Source organism: Pantoea sp. Nvir (assembly GCF_009829915.1).
In the GTDB taxonomy this organism is placed as follows: domain Bacteria; phylum Pseudomonadota; class Gammaproteobacteria; order Enterobacterales; family Enterobacteriaceae; genus Pantoea.
The window spans coordinates 26,381-42,233 of sequence record NZ_SZZW01000008.1; the positions used below are offsets into that span (position 1 = coordinate 26,381).

Below are 15,853 nucleotides of genomic sequence, written 5' to 3' on the forward strand. Positions count from 1 at the left end.
ATAAATTTTTAGCTTAATTTAAGACCATTAGATAACCGAGTTTTAATGATGGCTTGATCTCTTTATGCTACCTTGTGTGCAAGCACTTGTAAAAAGAACCGCTATCATGACCATTTTTGCCGAAAGAGAACACACAACTATTCACAACGAGCCTTTGATGTTTTTCTATAATATCGAGAAGCGTCTTGATCAATTGCTACCAGTTGAAAGCGAACGCGACTGCGTAGGTCTTGCCATGCGAGAAGGTGCACTGGCTCCAGGTAAACGTATTCGCCCAGTACTACTAATGTTGGTTGCACGCGATCTTGGTTACCACGATGATCACACTGGACTGCTCGATTTTGCGTGTGCGATTGAAATGGTGCATGCTGCCTCTTTAATCCTTGATGATATTCCTTGCATGGATGACGCCAATGTACGCCGCGGTCGTCCAACTCTTCATCGTCAGTTCGGTGAATCAGTTGCGATTCTAACGGCAGTAGCGCTGCTGAGCCGTGCTTTTGGTGTAATTGCACTGGCAGAAGGACTTAATAGTCATGTGAAAACTCAAGCTGTTGCTGAGCTTTCACATGCTATCGGGATTCAGGGCTTAGTTCAAGGTCAGTTTCGTGATCTGACAGAAGGAAGTCAACCGCGCAGCGCCGATGATATCCAGATCACTAATCACTTTAAAACTAGCACGCTATTCGGTGCGGCAATGCAGATGGCTTCGATTGTCGCCAGTACACCGCTAGAATCTCGTAAAAAATTGCAATATTTTGCAGTGGATCTCGGTCAGGCATTTCAGCTTTTAGACGATATGATAGATGGATTAAGCGATACTGGTAAAGATGCTCATAAGGATGTAGGTAAATCGACGTTAGTAAATATACTAGGCACTAAAGTTGTAGAAAAGCGCCTGCGTGATCACCTAAGATTTGCTGATTACCATTTAGCTTCAGCTTGCAATAATGGCTACGCCACTAGGAGTTTTGTGCGAAGCTGGTTTGATAAAAAACTCGCTATAGTAGATTAAATTGGCATTTTGTATCTAAGTTATTAAGGAGACTAATTTTGAATATTTGATCAGATAGGATAGCACTATACACGTGGTTTATTTGGTATGACCACTAGATATAGATTCAGAAGATATAACTTGGATATAAGCTAGCGATATATTTTATAGTTAATTTTAACAAGTTAATAAAAATTTATATTTTTATGATAGTGAAAAAGTTTTATTTTATTAGTATTTTTCATAAATTTTCCCATAAATTATGTAGTTGCCGTGTTGCCTATCATCCATACTCATAAAATAATTATTTTTACTTATTGAAAGTTAGTACCGTGAAGGTACCCCTTTAGGACGTGTTTTAAAACGTCTATGTAGCCACATATACTGTTCTGGCGCACATAAAACAGCTTTTTCTACTACGGCATTCATACGTCTGACGATGTCGAAACTTAATTTACCCTCTAGTTCATGGCTAATTTCTGGCAAAATCAGCAACTCATAGCCCTTATTTCCAGGCAATCGGCGAGGTATAAAAGGCAATACAGCAGGAGCAGCACTACGAATTAAAATAACGGTACCTGCTGTCGTCGCTGCTTGCTGTACAGCAAAGAAGGGGACGAAAATGCTACCACGAGGCCCGTAATCATGATCCGGGGCATACCAAAGAATCTCATCCTGCTTAAGTGCACGGATCATACCTTTCAGATCGTAACGGTCCAGCATAGTCTTATTTGACCGTAGACGCCCCCAAGTTTGTAGCCAATCTAGCAATGGATTATTATTAGGACGATAGACTCCGATACCTGGGTTAAGCATACCAAATATTCGTGCTCCTAACTCAAGTGTTAGGAAATGCATTCCAACTAGCAGAACGCCCTTCTTTGGGTCACGCGCTTGCTTCATATTTTCATATCCAGTCACAGTAAACCATTTTTTTACCCGCCAATCTGGCCAAAACCAGGCCATCCCAGTTTCCATTACAGCCATGCCAACTGATTCAAAGTTATTTTTTAGTAGTCGTGCTTGTTTATTAGCAGGCATCTCAGGGAAACAGAGCTGAATATTGCATCTGGCTATATCAACGCGCTGCGGCATCATACGCCAAGCTAATTTACCCATTCCCTTACCGATAATGCGTATGATCGGATAAGGCAACAATACAAGGAACCAGAGTAAAATAATACCTAACCAGTAAGGCCAGTAGTACGGATGCAATAATGATGGTGTAAATTTGGCTATTTTAGTCATAATTAGATATCTTTTTTTCAAAAAATAAAACTAAAACATTATAAGCGGAGAAGTATAATAGATAAAAAACTTTAGAAAAACTATCGTAAATATTTTTCTGATTAACAGAGTAAGAAATCCCTAGTTAATGCATCTGTATTCTTATGAAAATACATTCCTTTATTATCATAGACGCATATTTCATATGACATAAAAATGTTTTGAATTTACTTAAATTTTATAAAAAATATATATTTTTTCTTCTTTATAAATTAAATCTTAATTACGTGTGTATAAATTAACTTTATTAAAACATTCATTATTAATATAATAATTCCTTATATCATAATATACATTAATTAAATATTTACAAGATGTTTGATATGTTAATAAATGTTGTTCTAACATAATTTAAAATTCAGACTGTGTCTTTGAATTTATCTGTTTTAGTGTGTCTTAGATAACCCACTATAATCGGCGATACCGAATAGTTAGGTGCAGTATCATATCATATATGATCAAGTACCGATATTTTGTAAAACATATCATGTATGAATATTCATTCATATAATTGAATAATTATCTTCTTGTATCTTCTGTCAATCCTCTGACGTATAATCCCAGAGAAGTAGTGCCTTTTTACTTGAACTTCGCTAGATTGCGCGTAGCCTATTATATAGGCCTATACAGTTCATGCAAAAGGAGTTATATAAACATGCCAGTCTAATGCACGAAAAATTTTAAGAATCATTAGTTAATTAATGTATCATCCATCACGCGTGACTGAAGACTAATTTAAGCTTGGCATGAGCAGCAGAAAGTAGGCACAGTTGTTAAATCCACGTTAAGCTGGGTTCCGAAAATAGCGAGTATCAGGTTGATCAACTCCTACAAGCACACCCCACAAGGAGACGTGCATGAATAGAGGCGTGAAAATTCATACTGCGGAGCAAATCGAGCAGGCACGCGCTGCAGGTCATGCCGCTGCGCAGGTTCTGGCGATGATCGCCCCACATGTTCGTATCGGCATTACTACTGAAAAACTGGATGATATTTGTTACGATTTTATTGTTAATAAGCTTAAGGTAATTCCTGCCAATATTGGTTATCAAGGGTACATACGCACCATCTGCACTTCTGTGAATCATGTAGTGTGTCATGGCATTCCCTCAGGCAGGATACTGAAGAAAGGGGATATTGTTAATATTGATGTTGGCATCATTAAAGATGGCTGGTATGGCGATACGAGCCGCATGTATTTTGTCGGAGAACCTTCTGTACGTGCAAGAAGGCTGGTCAATATTACATATCAGTCTATGGTGGCAGGCATTAAAACTGTTAAGCCTGGTGCAACACTTGGGGATATTGGAGCAGCGATCCAGTACGTAGCGGAAGGCGCAGGCTTCTCAGTGGTACGAGAATATTGCGGGCATGGTCTTGGTCAAATCTATCATGACGAGCCACAAATCCTTCATTATGGGACTTCGGGTGAAGGGATAGTACTACAGCCTGGTATGATTTTCACCATTGAGCCAATGATCAACGCTGGTAAAGCTGGCACTACAGTGCTATCTGATTACTGGACAGTTGTGACAAAAGATCGTTCTCTTTCTGCACAGTGGGAACATACAGTGGCGGTAACCGAAATTGGATTCGATCTGCTGACGCCTTGGCCCGATGGCACTGGCAATTATCCTGATATTTAATTTTAAGAGAACAGAATTGTGCTGATCATACCTCTTCCCTCTAATGTCAATACGGGATACCATCCGGCAAAGTATATGAAGGGAAAGGTCAGTATGGTTGATTTAATATGCTCTGCTTGGTAAGCCAGAGTTTTTGCGGACAACCGTATCACAAACTACCGTATCAACTAATAGATACTCTAATTTTGCCGTACACGAACTATATTTTTTCTCATTACCTGGATTCTCATTACCTGGAAAGGTGACACCATTGCTTTAGCAGCATGCCGCTACTTAATTTTTACGGATTATTTATGATTTCATTAATTGAAAGTTAGTCTATTCTTTACAGAGTGAGTGATGAAAATATTTATATGGTGACAATTTTATTCGCCAGCTAAATGGAAGAGAGATCACTTATATATGCGGTATTTAAGAAATAGATCTAGTCGTTATCAATCATTACGAAGATATGTAAATATATAATAGCATGAGTAGGTCTGACACAGGGAATTTTTGCATCAGGAGAGCTAGCGTCCCTCCCCCCCCTCCGTAGTAAGGTGTAACGTTTTAACTTTAATAGCATGACGGCACGCTCTAGGTATTCAAAATTACGAGCGGTTTGCTGCGATTATTGCCAATCGATCCACACCGCGCTGTTCCAGCAGCATGGCTGCTTTCGCCGCTTGAATACCACTAGCACACACCAGTACCACGCGTCTATTGGCTGGAGGTTGCCACTGTTCAATTGCGAATAGCGGGATGCGTTGAACAGATTCTGCTACGCTGTACGGAGCCTCTTGACGACTGCGTAATTCAATGATGCAGTCATCCGCCTTCAGCATATTACAGTCAATAAAAGGGATCGCTGAATTCACCGGTTCCTCCGCGTTGTCAAAGCGAAAAGATCGGAAGTGCCACTGGATGAAATCACAGTTCACTAGGCTGCCAAGAGGGGACGGCGAGAATTTTAGCAGGACGCTAAGCGCCATTTGCGCTTGAAGTGCTCCCAATGTTGCCACTGCTGGACCCATTACGCCTGTAGTATTACAGTTGGCAGTCGTAGAAATAGGTAAGCAGGGGAAAACAGCGCGGTAGCTGGGTGCAGAGGCACAAAATCCACCTACATACCCCTGTCGGCCCAATACAGAAGCGCTAATCAGCGGAATACCAAGCTGTTGACAAGCGTCGGATAGAGTATAGGTCACAACAAAATTATCCGCTGCATCAATCACTAGATCAACATCTTGAAGCGCTTGGGCAACTGTGCTTATACACAATGCCTGCTGACGTGCTTCTATTATGCAATCATGGTTGCGCGCTCCTAAAGCTCGCACAACACACAATGCTTTCGACTGGCCAATATCATTAAGAGTATAGAGAGTCTGGCGATGCAAATTGTGCAGCTCTACTACATCATCGTCCCAAACGCGCAAATACCCAACGCCTGCACCTGCCAACAGCGGTAACAGAGTTGAACCTAGACCACCCGCACCTACCACTAGTACATGCGCAGTACTAAGCGCTTTTTGCCCCTCTTCACCAATTTCTGGTAGCATCTGCTGCCGTTGATAACGATTCATGACGTGTGATACCTTTAACCAAACTTGGCTAAGCCGAATACAGGGGTCGAAGCGACCGCCATGTCACGTCGCTCCATCAGTCCAGCAGAATATGCCTGAGAACCTGCACTTATTGCAATTGCAAATGCGCTCGCCATTGCCACTGGATTATGGGCTTTGGCGACGGCAGTATTAAGAAGAATAGCATCAAATCCCAGCTCCATTGCTTGGGTCGCCTGGCTGGGAGCACCAATACCTGCATCAATTATCAAAGGAACACCTGGAAACCAAGCACGTAAGCTGCGTAATGCATCAATATTGCGTAGCCCCTGGCCAGATCCAATAGGAGCCCCCCAAGGCATCAGCACGTTACAACCTACCGCTAGCAGCTTTTCAGCTATGACGAGATCTTCCGTGGTATAAGGGAATACCTGAAAACCATCTGCACAAAGGATACGTGCTGCTTCCACCAGTGCAAAAGGATCAGGTTGTAGCGTGTTAGCATTTCCAAGAACTTCCAATTTTATCCAAGGTGTACCAAAGAGCTCACGTGCCATATAAGCTGTAGTGACTGCCTCTTTAACAGTATGACAACCAGCAGTATTAGGTAGCACGCGACGGTTGAGCTGACTAAGTAGTTCGCGAAACGCGCTACCCTGACGGCCTTCACGCCGGAGGCTGACAGTGATAATCTCAACGTCGGCGGCAAAGACTGCCTGTTGCAGAATCTCGGGTGAAGGATAGCCGGCGGTACCGAGCAGAAAACGCGAACGAGGTACAAAACCATAGAACATGGTTTAACCTCCCTGCATAGGTAACAACACTTCCAGACAACACCCCACTTCCAGACGCTGGTTATCATACTGGGCACGTGGCAGAAACTGGCCGTTATAGGCACTAACAACGCAAGTAGCATCAATTTGTCTTTCATGTAGTAGCGCCGCTACGGTTGCTACCTCTGTTTCAACTATCTGGCCATTGAGTTCAATTTGCATGTTCTGACTCCTGACTAAGCAGTTGGATAAGCTGTTGTGCCATAGCAGGCGAAAGCAAAAATCCGTGCCTATACATACCATTAAGATAAAAAACTCCATCGCGATATCGAACTTCAGGCATGTTATGGCGATAAGCCGGACGTAGTCCTGTACCACTCTCTAAAATGCGCGCTTCGACCAACGCTGGATGAATTGCCCAGGCAGCACTGAGAAGTTCCATTACAGCGCGAGCACTAATTGGACTAGCATCATTGCTCTCTACCATGGTGGAACCGAGCATGAAACGACCGCCAGCACGCGGTACTAAATAGCAGGGAAAGCGCGGATGTAGCAGCCGAATAGGACGGGTAAAATGGAGATCGTTGCATTCCAAGATAAGCATTTCACCTCGTACCGCACGCAATTCAGGCTGATGATCCGTAGCATAAATGCCTCTACAATCTATTATAACCCCATTGGGTTTTCCAGTATGAAACGCGACGCCGCCCTCTTTAAGGCGGGTCTGCAACTGAAGCAACGCATCACGCGGGTCCAAGTGTGCTTCACTAGGAAAAAAGAGACCACGCACAAAACGCCCGGCTAATTCAGGTTCCAAGTCTGAAGGATCAACCCATTGATAACCGCACGTCACGCGAGCAAAACGCGTCAGCTCCGAAGTGTCCCGTGGAGACACCACCACTAGAGTACCCTTATGTACTACACCCTTAATCCTCTGTGACCACCAAGAGGCAGCGCATTGGCCTAAGTTGATAACTTGCTCCGGTGCGCTCTCTCCTTCGCAAAATGGAGCGAGCATCCCTCCAGCCCAGTGCGACGCAGAAGCTTCATTCCCAATGATGACCTCTAGGGATTCCCCTTGTTCAGCAAGCAGCGTGGCAACGCATAAACCAACAACGCCGCTTCCAATAACGGACCAGCTGGCCACTACCCGCGAGCAGCTAAACACAAAAACGTGAAAAAGAAATAGTGGTTCACGTTGACCTTGACCTCTACATGCAAACTTATGATACACAAAGGGAAATCATGGGAAGCAGCGAAACAGTGGTTTTATATCCCTTAGCAAACAGCAAAAAAGACACATCACTAGCAATATCACCTTTCAGTTCGGAGATCTCTAAACCAAGCCCTGTATTATTATGCTTTCCGACCTGTGGACTAATCTTTTCAATTGTAGAGTAATTGCCTAGTTGGTGCAAGCGCATTATGTTAATCACATATTCAATCTGTGGTTTTATTTCAGCTGTTGAACAACTAAGAGTTGGTTCCCGTTATAACGACAGATATGAAAAATATAATTAAAACAATATCAAAAACCTACTATTAACATAGCAACCACCCCATGTATTTTATACATGGGGTGGTTATGGTGATTAAAAATTAATAACTAGATTTAAAAAATCCACTGCTTATCATGAATATTTCCAAGGTATTTTAATTTTTAAATTGAATACCTTAACTATAATCATCATATGCACTCTATATGATAAACTGCTGCATGAAGCTTGATATCACACAAAAATGATTTGTCAAAGAGCGTAGCGTGAAACAGCAAAACGATCAAATACTGGTTCAGATTAAAGTAAATTATAAAACTACCTTAAAATTGCTTACATCTATTCCGACTAGATTATTGTCTGCGGTGAAACCTTTTGTTATTTTTGCTGATCTAGATAATAGATCAATTAGACGGTCTGGAATTTTAGCTCATAACTTCTCGTCCACGAGCACTTCAACGAATTAATTTCACGTGCTCCACTGACATACTTTTATGCTGATTTTACAATTAATATTTAAGAACCACCATCAAAAATCGCACAAAATTCCGGATGGCAATCATAGTACTTAGATATACTGTGGTGATGAATAGATATCAATAAATAATATTATCATGCGATATTGTATACTTGGTTACACTATCTGAACATCAGAGTTAATATGTTGGAACGAGTAAGTTCCTTCGCTTAAATTTGGTGAAATTTCCTTTTATGTAATGTTTTTATGTGCCTCAATTTGTGCAGTTTTACGGCTCTGATTTTCTATAAGTTAAATAAAAATGACTGTTATTATTTTGGTTAGTTCATAATCCACTGTAATCAGTGGATGCAGGATAATAACTAATAGAAAATATTCAAGAACTATATGTTTCTGTTCCGAGAACTATATGTTTCTGTTCCGGATGAAAGCCAGGTAATCAATAGTCAAGAGATAAGAAAAATTATCTGAAGCGGGATAGTTTAAGTTTAGAAGATAGAAAGATTCACTGTAATCAGACGCATCAAATAATAAATCATAATAAGTAGTCAAGAATGGTCACTAATTCAAGTAACTACAAATTCGTTAACAGATATATCGTAGGAACATTCACTGTAGTTAACATCACAAAAATACAGAGGATAATCTTAAAAAGACAAATAAAAATAATTAGTTATCATCAATAACCGTAGCTAGTAATTCCACTATATAAAAAACCAGAGCTCGTTAGCATAAAGATATAAGATAGCGAGAAATGGCTAATCAGTACATATTGGCATAATTTTTATTCATTGAATTAAAATAATTTAAATGACTAAATTCCTATTATTAAAGAAAAATTAAATACGGAAATAGGGCGATTTTAATATCTGTACACTACAGTAAATTTACAAAATCACTGATTACAGTGAACACCATCTGTCAATCATTAAAATTAAGTGTGTTGATCAATTCTATATTTTCAAAATTGCTTATCCCATCGAGCTTCGGCGTGCGACTATGGATGATAAAAAATACCGAACACCCGCGTTTGCCTTCTGAATAATCTAGATAACCTATTTTTTTCAATTGCTCCATAGCACGCCGCACGACATAATTTTGTGTGGTTATTTTAGACCCTAAATTCAAACGTATGCGAAGACGTGCCAGTGAAATAGGTGCTGGATTTATCGGAAGACTCTCAAGGAACGTATAGAGTGCTTGGGCAGATTCTTTGCGCTTGAGTTGGGATATTGCCCTAAGTTGCAGTAAAACTTTATGGTCGAAATTATATAATTCAAACAATTTAGGATCGGACTGAATTCTGACCACATCTTTTTCTCGATCGTAGTAGGCTGATTGCACTAAATGAGTATGATAAGCCTTACCATTTCCTTCAAAAGATAAAGTGTTAGTCGATATACGGCGTAGGGAAGCATCGAGTCTTTTACGTAATGCTGCCGACGAGTTGGCCGAAGGGATGCCACACATTTTTACAAAATCTATAAAGGGCAAGGTAACAGTGTCCCCTTGAGTGGGATAACGTGAAAAGGATTGAATTATTCCAGCCCAAGTTTTAAAATCGTTATCCATGTCCAACCGTGCGCCGGTAATGATTACCTTCTCATAACCCTCTGCTTTTACTAGTGAAAGATTCTTTAGTTCCTTAGTCGCATCAGTAGACGCCATCACACCAGATTTACCGCGTGCTGTTGATTTCAATGTCGGGACAAATAGCCCCAGCCGCATCAAAGCGACAGGCTGAACAGTGTTATTTTTGTTAGGATGAAGCTGAATAACTTCACCGCCATTTTTGGTTACCAACAGAAAATTTTTAAGCAATTCTTTGTTTTTAATATTTTCATCTGACATAACATGAGACATCCATTCCTACGAATGAGAAAATTATTCTCTAACTATAGTGAACACTATCACTGATTATAGTGAATATTTTACAGAATATAGTGAATTATTTACTGATTATAGTGAACTGTTTGCTGATTATAGTGGACATCATCGCCGCCGCAGGCCTTGTCAGATAAGGCCTGCGGCAATCAGGGATCTATTTGGATCTATTTTAGATCTATTTGTGATCATCTATTAGGATCTAATTCTTGTATATGTGGATAAGTAGATTAACTACCAATGAAAATTAACCTAACTATATGCCACAGGCCACAGATAGCCGCTTTATAACATATAAGCTTACGGATTCTAGATTCTTTAATTTATAGAGATCTTTTAATATTTATTGAAAGATCCTTAATACAGAATATTGTAGAATATAGCCTAAAATTAAAAGTTACCTACAGAACACAGTAGAATGAAATATAATAAATAAAATAAGCAGTTTAATAACAACTGTCTGGAGAAGATATGATATGGGTATGGAACACTTTAATCACATTAATAACTGTTATTATAATGGAGATCACTGCTACATTATCACACAAATATATAATGCACGGTTGGGGTTGGAAATGGCATAAATCACATCACAAAACAAATTCATCTTGGTTTGAAACCAATGACCTGTACACGTTGATATTTACATTATTAACAATATCAATAATTTATCTAAGTAGCCAAGGCTACTGGCCCCTGCAATGGATAGGCGCAGGTATGACACTTTATGGCATACTATACTTTATCGTACATGATGGACTAGTACATCAGCGCTGGCCGCTTAACTATGTACCACGACGCGGCTATTTTAGACATCTTTATATAGCACATTGCATGCATCATGCGGTGCATGGACAAAAAAACAGCGTCTCTTTTGGTTTCCTATACGCATCGCAAATATCAAAATTGCAAGCAAAACTAAAATGTCATAAGAGGCATCATTCTAATAAGAACGCTGCCACAAAGCAACGGAACGCGGCTGTGAAGCCGACACCCGAGACCTAATTGCTTGAGCTGCTCCCATTACTAACAACAGAAACTTCTCTTTAATACTGGTAGATTGACGGTAATCCCAAGCAGATTCACCCTTACGGTAAACTTTCACCCCAATACGACGATAAATTTCTTTCGCTGTAGCAATCGCCCAAGTTGATCGAAAAGATATACCTGCTAAACCTACAGAAGCAGAAGCATAATAAAGCTCAGCTTGACTCAACAGCCTACGCGCTACACAAGACAGAGCGGATCGATAGGCATGATCAGCAAAATGTAATCTATCTAGCCCAGCTTCTCTTAGCCAGCTCTCCGGCAAATAACAGCGCCCAATTCGTGAATCTTCAATGATATCACGGGCAATATTAGTAAGCTGAAAAGCAATACCAAGATCGCAAGCACGATCCAGGATTAAATCATCACGTACACCCATAATTTGCGCCATCATGAGTCCGACTACACCAGCAACATGGTAGCAGTAGCGCAGTGTATCCTGTAACGTTTCATAACGTGTATCGCGCACATCCATGGCAAAACCTTCTAGGTGTTCAAAAGCATAAACGGAAGAAATACTATGAGTAAATACAACCTCCTGAAAAGCTTCAAATGCCAGTTCATGCATCTTCATACCTGAATATGCTTGTCGGGTTTTTAACTCAAGTTCAGTAAGCCGCTGCTGTGGAGTATGTAATAATGAAGATACACTGGGAAAACCGAGCCGCTGATTATCTACTACATCGTCGCAATAACGACACCAAGCATACAACATCAGTACACTACGTCTCGTTTTAGCATTAAATAATTTTGACGCAATAGAGAAACTTTTCGAACCTACCTCTATGACTTTCACCGCATAATGTAATAGTTTCGTATTATTCATACATATCCTTCATCATCAGAGTTGCAGTGGCTTTAGCTGAACTAATCACACCAGGAATACCAGCACCCGGATGAGTACCAGCACCGACCAAATAGAGATTACGAATATAAATATCACGGTTATGTGGTCGGAACCATGCACTTTGTTTTAATATCGGTTCTACAGAGAACGCAGAACCTTGATACGCGTTAAGATCATCACGAAAATCAAAAGGTGTAAACATACGATATGTAACCAAATGACTCCGTAATTTAGGCATACAGTGCTGCTCTAAATAATCGAATATACGATCACGTAACCATGGACCTTTGATGTTCCAGTCAAGATTAGCGGTACCAAGGTGAGGAACTGGCACAAGCACATAGTAGCTACCGCAGCCCAATGGGGCGAGTGAGAGATCAGTGACGCAGGGGGCATGCAGATAAAGAGAAAAATCTCTAGCTAAGGTGTCACAGTTAAAAATTTCGTTAATTAAATCACGATAGCGTGGACTAAAAAAAACGGTATGCTGTGCCAACTGGTCGTATTGGTAGTTTAGTCCAAAATAAAGTACAAACAATGAGTTGCTCATACGTTTACTTTTTAGTTTACCAGCTTGAGCCGCAGCAGTTGGATGGTGTCCAAGTAAATCAGCATACGTGTGCACAACATCAGCATTAGAGGCAACTGCGCGTGTTTCAAATACCCGACCACTTGCTAAATGCACAGCCGAAATGACCATATTCTTTACTTCAATATAGCTGACGCGAGCGTTGAGTTCCAGTGAGCCACCTATATCCTGAAACAACTTGACCATACCATTAACTAATGCACCAGTGCCTCCAAGTGGGAACCAAATGCCCCATTTACGCTCTAGTGCATGAATCAAAGTATAGATAGAGGAGGTAGCAAATGGATTACCACCTACTAACAGTGAATGAAACGAAAAAGCTTGGCGCAGTTTATCATTTTCGATAAAGCTCGCCACCTTACTGTAGACACTACGCCAAGCCTGCAAACGTGCCAACTGCGGAGTAGCTCGCAGCATATCACGAAACGAGAGAAAGGGCACGGTGGCAAATTTAAGATATCCTTCATTGAATACCTCATCCGAATAGTCGAGAAAGCGCTGGTAACCCACCACATCACGAGGATTAAACTTGCGTATCTGAGATTCTAGAAGCATTTGGTCATTACTATAATCAAAAATTTCGCCAGATTCCCAACAAAGCCTATAAAAAGGAGTGACTGGCAGTAACTCAACATAATCGCTCATTGATTTACCAGACAGTACAAAAAGTTCTTTAATTGCTCCCGGATCAGTGATAACTGTTGGCCCAGCATCAAAGGTAAATCCCTTATCCTGATAAACATAAGCTCGACCACCCGGTCTATCACGTTGCTCCAATAACTGCGTTGAAAAACCTGCTGCCTGAAGACGAATTGCTAGTGCTAATCCGCCAAATCCTGCACCAATTACTATGATGTGTTTTATCATGATGCTCTTCTTCTAGAAGAAAGAGTAAAAATAGCATGAATTGCTGTTAACACCGGAACCGGCGGCTTACCACTGAGGATGCGTACCCAATCTGCCAATGTAAGTTTACCCGCGTAAAATCTAGCGATCACCTCCTGTGGCAATCTATAAAATTTCTGTATAACCTGCCATCGCTGATCTGCATTACCTGACAGAAACAACATGCGGTTGAGCATACGAAAGAAACAATGATGCCGCCACGCTAATCGTGCGAAATAGTAAATCTGTGACGGAAGCATTTCTGGAGAAAAAGTACAATCCGCCGTAAGTGCATCCGCTAGAAAGGCAGCCAAAGACACCGAGTAACCTGTCGTTGGATGGAAAAGTCCTGCGCGCATACCTACACAAGGTTGGCGATGTTGCCAAAAACGATCAAAATCGCCCGTTAGTGTAATTGGCAAGATACCGTGCTCTTCCCGTTCTAATATTTTTAGCTGCCAGCCTTGGCGATTGGCATAATTAAAAATATTCTCGCGTGCATGTTCTATTACAAGCAAAGTGTCGTCAGTATAGTATGTATCTTCAATAAGCAGGCACGTTGGCGAAAGCGGCAATGTATATACAAAATGATAACTCCTCTTCTGTTCGACGGTAGCATCCATGAGAATTGGTCTTTTAAGTTGATGAGGTTGACTCAAAGTCCACTCTTGACCAAAGAAGAGCTGAAATGCAATCTGTAACGCAGAATTAGGCTGATAACCACGTCCATCGATTATCACTCGTGCTTGCAATATTTTGCCGCTAGCAAGCTGCACATGATCTGGCATGCAACAGACAACAGTTTGATTGAGCAAAAGCATCTCATTAAGTTCAGAGTGTAGTACTTCATTAAAACGTGTAGAGGTGATGCATGAGTAGCCGAGATCAAGCTGGCGCATTAAATGGGGAAAACGCACTTCATATCCTGGCCAGCGATGCACTACAAAAGGCGAAATCCAGTGGTGCTGTTGGGAGTTAAGATCGTCTTCATGAAAACACCATGTGTGATTGCCGCCTGCTTGAGTATTATCATCAACAAGAAGTACTTGCAGATTTGGCTGGCATTGCTTTAATCGTAAAGCTAATAGCCCGTTCGCTAGGCCTGCTCCCAACAAAAGCACATCATACTTCTGCGATGTCATACTAACACTTCTCCGCAAGTAGCTGCTATTACATAAGTAACGTAATAGGCGATACCGGAATGGATGTTCCATCCTACTACCACACGAAACTAGATACATAACAAAGAGTTTTACGTATTTGGTGCACTATGAACTGTAGGTATCCGTGCTTTAAGCTTTAACATGATCTGTCAGATTGCAAGAAATATGATAAAAAATAAATCAAAAAAAATACGGGCCACTTGCCCTACCTACATAAGGAAAAGCTAGTAGAAAAATGAATATTAAAAATGAAGTGAAATGTTCACAGTGCTATAAATCCCCCATAAGAATAGTATTACCAATAAAGAAAAATGCATCTTATGGTATACCCTGGTGCCATAACTAAAATATGACGGTACACCGTTAATAATTTAACTTATATGATATAGGTTAAATTCGAAAAGATAAATGCGACAATATGGTGAAACCATGTTCATCAGAGCTTATTTAAGGGCGTCAACAGAAGATCAGTTTGCCGATCGGGCAAAAAAAGTCTTAGAACAATTTGTTCAAGAACGAGGGCATAAAATAGCTAGTTACTATAGTGAAAATGTGAGCGGTACAACGCTTGACCGTCCGGAATTGGGGCGGTTACTAATGGATAGCCATCACAACGATATTTTACTAGTAGAACAAATAGACCGACTAACCCGTCTAAGCAACAGTGACTGGATAACAATGAAAAAACAGATTGAGCAACATAAGCTCCGCATTGTCAGTCTGGATGTTCCTACCTCATGGCAGGCACTGTCGGATAAAGAACCCTCACAAACTGATCCAATAACACACGCCGTTATTACAGCTATCAATAACATGCTAATTGACTTAATGGCAGCGATGTCACATAAAGATTGGTTAAGCCGACGTCAAAGGCAAAAACAGGGGATAGAGCGGGCACATATGCTAGGTAAATACCGAGGAAGACGTGCCGACCACGATCGGCACCAGAAAGTCTTGTACTACCGACAGGTTAAAAAACTAAGTATACGGGAAACTGCAGACGCCACAGGATACAGTACCTCCCAAGTATGCCGCATTCAGGCTTTTTATTCACAGGAAGAAAGATAAGGTAAAAAATAGATACTCTTTTTTTTATTACAAACTTTTTTAATAAAAAAATAAGAATATTATGACATCTTTACATTGCTCAGTAGATTGTGTACACTATTCATCAGTAATAAATTGTTTTACAGATTATTTAATATAGTATATTCAAATTCCTT

The 15,853-nt window shown here is 40.7% G+C and carries 14 protein-coding genes; 4 read left to right on the forward strand and 10 right to left on the reverse strand.

The window, feature by feature from the left end; genetic code table 11:
• The first annotated feature begins 157 nt into the window (after window positions 1–157).
• Window positions 158–1,015, forward strand: a complete 858-nt coding sequence (locus FD729_RS05135; RefSeq protein WP_236421740.1) for a polyprenyl synthetase family protein — start codon at window positions 158–160, stop codon at window positions 1,013–1,015.
• 303 nt (window positions 1,016–1,318) lie between these two features.
• Here the strand turns inward: FD729_RS05135 and lpxL are convergent, their stop codons facing one another.
• Window positions 1,319–2,242 carry an LpxL/LpxP family Kdo(2)-lipid IV(A) lauroyl/palmitoleoyl acyltransferase gene (gene lpxL / locus FD729_RS05140; protein ID WP_159932257.1) on the reverse strand — a complete coding sequence of 308 codons (924 nt, stop codon included), beginning with the start codon at window positions 2,240–2,242 and terminating at the stop codon, window positions 1,319–1,321.
• Between the two features lie 896 nt (window positions 2,243–3,138).
• On the opposite strand from lpxL, the gene map reads away from it, so the two are divergent.
• Window positions 3,139–3,927 (forward strand): type I methionyl aminopeptidase, encoded by a 789-nt coding sequence (gene map, locus FD729_RS05145; RefSeq protein ID WP_159932259.1) that lies wholly within the window; start codon window positions 3,139–3,141, stop codon window positions 3,925–3,927.
• A gap of 590 nt (window positions 3,928–4,517) precedes the next feature.
• Here map and FD729_RS05150 read toward each other — a convergent pair.
• The 6 genes from FD729_RS05150 to FD729_RS05175 all read right to left on the reverse strand — a co-directional run bounded on the left by FD729_RS05150 (window position 4,518) and on the right by FD729_RS05175 (window position 10,066).
• Window positions 4,518–5,489, reverse strand: coding sequence for a HesA/MoeB/ThiF family protein (locus FD729_RS05150; RefSeq protein WP_159932261.1), 972 nt, complete (start codon window positions 5,487–5,489; stop codon window positions 4,518–4,520).
• Between the two features lie 14 nt (window positions 5,490–5,503).
• Complete coding sequence (locus FD729_RS05155) at window positions 5,504–6,262, reverse strand: thiazole synthase (protein ID WP_159932263.1); 759 nt, start codon at window positions 6,260–6,262, stop codon at window positions 5,504–5,506.
• 3 nt (window positions 6,263–6,265) lie between these two features.
• The gene (gene thiS / locus FD729_RS05160; protein ID WP_159932265.1) at window positions 6,266–6,463 is read right to left on the reverse strand and encodes a sulfur carrier protein ThiS; all 198 of its coding nucleotides are present in this window, start codon (window positions 6,461–6,463) and stop codon (window positions 6,266–6,268) included.
• Entirely contained in the window at window positions 6,453–7,388 is a 936-nt protein-coding gene (locus tag FD729_RS05165; protein WP_159932283.1) for an FAD-dependent oxidoreductase, read from the reverse strand. The genes thiS and FD729_RS05165 overlap by 11 nt, the downstream gene beginning before the upstream one ends.
• Before the next feature lie 76 nt (window positions 7,389–7,464).
• The gene (locus FD729_RS05170) at window positions 7,465–7,665 is read right to left on the reverse strand and encodes a hypothetical protein (protein WP_159932267.1); all 201 of its coding nucleotides are present in this window, start codon (window positions 7,663–7,665) and stop codon (window positions 7,465–7,467) included.
• 1,471 nt (window positions 7,666–9,136) lie between these two features.
• Window positions 9,137–10,066, reverse strand: a complete 930-nt coding sequence (locus FD729_RS05175; protein WP_159932269.1) for a RepB family plasmid replication initiator protein — start codon at window positions 10,064–10,066, stop codon at window positions 9,137–9,139.
• 504 nt (window positions 10,067–10,570) lie between these two features.
• Between FD729_RS05175 and FD729_RS05180 the strand changes: the two genes are divergently transcribed.
• Complete coding sequence (locus FD729_RS05180; protein WP_159932271.1) at window positions 10,571–11,104, forward strand: sterol desaturase family protein; 534 nt, start codon at window positions 10,571–10,573, stop codon at window positions 11,102–11,104.
• Here FD729_RS05180 and crtB read toward each other — a convergent pair.
• The 3 genes from crtB to crtY are packed head-to-tail and all read right to left on the reverse strand — an operon-like array spanning window position 11,043 to window position 14,609.
• A complete protein-coding gene (gene crtB, locus FD729_RS05185) occupies window positions 11,043–11,972 on the reverse strand; it encodes a 15-cis-phytoene synthase CrtB (protein WP_159932273.1) in 930 nt (309 codons plus the stop codon). The two genes, FD729_RS05180 and crtB, sit on opposite strands and share 62 nt — an antisense overlap.
• Window positions 11,965–13,449, reverse strand: coding sequence for a phytoene desaturase (locus tag FD729_RS05190; protein WP_370461880.1), 1,485 nt, complete (start codon window positions 13,447–13,449; stop codon window positions 11,965–11,967). Before FD729_RS05190 ends, crtB begins: the two co-directional genes overlap by 8 nt.
• Window positions 13,446–14,609, reverse strand: a complete 1,164-nt coding sequence (crtY, locus tag FD729_RS05195; protein ID WP_159932275.1) for a lycopene beta-cyclase CrtY — start codon at window positions 14,607–14,609, stop codon at window positions 13,446–13,448. Before crtY ends, FD729_RS05190 begins: the two co-directional genes overlap by 4 nt.
• Before the next feature lie 450 nt (window positions 14,610–15,059).
• On the opposite strand from crtY, the gene FD729_RS05200 reads away from it, so the two are divergent.
• On the forward strand, window positions 15,060–15,698 hold the full coding sequence (locus tag FD729_RS05200; protein ID WP_159932287.1) for a recombinase family protein: 639 nt from the start codon (window positions 15,060–15,062) through the stop codon (window positions 15,696–15,698).
• Window positions 15,699–15,853 lie beyond the last annotated feature (155 nt).

Excerpts from the sequence above, each read along its gene's own strand:
- FD729_RS05135 (WP_236421740.1), top strand. The coding sequence starts at position 158 with ATGTTTTTCTATAATATCGAGAAGCGTCTTGATCAATTGCTACCAGTT.
- lpxL (WP_159932257.1), bottom strand. The coding sequence starts at position 2,242 with ATGACTAAAATAGCCAAATTTACACCATCATTATTGCATCCGTACTAC.
- map (WP_159932259.1), top strand. The coding sequence starts at position 3,139 with ATGAATAGAGGCGTGAAAATTCATACTGCGGAGCAAATCGAGCAGGCA.
- FD729_RS05150 (WP_159932261.1), bottom strand. The coding sequence starts at position 5,489 with ATGAATCGTTATCAACGGCAGCAGATGCTACCAGAAATTGGTGAAGAG.
- FD729_RS05155 (WP_159932263.1), bottom strand. The coding sequence starts at position 6,262 with ATGTTCTATGGTTTTGTACCTCGTTCGCGTTTTCTGCTCGGTACCGCC.
- thiS (WP_159932265.1), bottom strand. The coding sequence starts at position 6,463 with ATGCAAATTGAACTCAATGGCCAGATAGTTGAAACAGAGGTAGCAACC.
- FD729_RS05170 (WP_159932267.1), bottom strand. The coding sequence starts at position 7,665 with ATGCGCTTGCACCAACTAGGCAATTACTCTACAATTGAAAAGATTAGT.
- FD729_RS05175 (WP_159932269.1), bottom strand. The coding sequence starts at position 10,066 with ATGTCAGATGAAAATATTAAAAACAAAGAATTGCTTAAAAATTTTCTG.
- FD729_RS05180 (WP_159932271.1), top strand. The coding sequence starts at position 10,571 with ATGATATGGGTATGGAACACTTTAATCACATTAATAACTGTTATTATA.
- crtB (WP_159932273.1), bottom strand. The coding sequence starts at position 11,972 with ATGAATAATACGAAACTATTACATTATGCGGTGAAAGTCATAGAGGTA.
- FD729_RS05190 (WP_370461880.1), bottom strand. The coding sequence starts at position 13,449 with ATGATAAAACACATCATAGTAATTGGTGCAGGATTTGGCGGATTAGCA.
- crtY (WP_159932275.1), bottom strand. The coding sequence starts at position 14,609 with ATGACATCGCAGAAGTATGATGTGCTTTTGTTGGGAGCAGGCCTAGCG.
- FD729_RS05200 (WP_159932287.1), top strand. The coding sequence starts at position 15,060 with ATGTTCATCAGAGCTTATTTAAGGGCGTCAACAGAAGATCAGTTTGCC.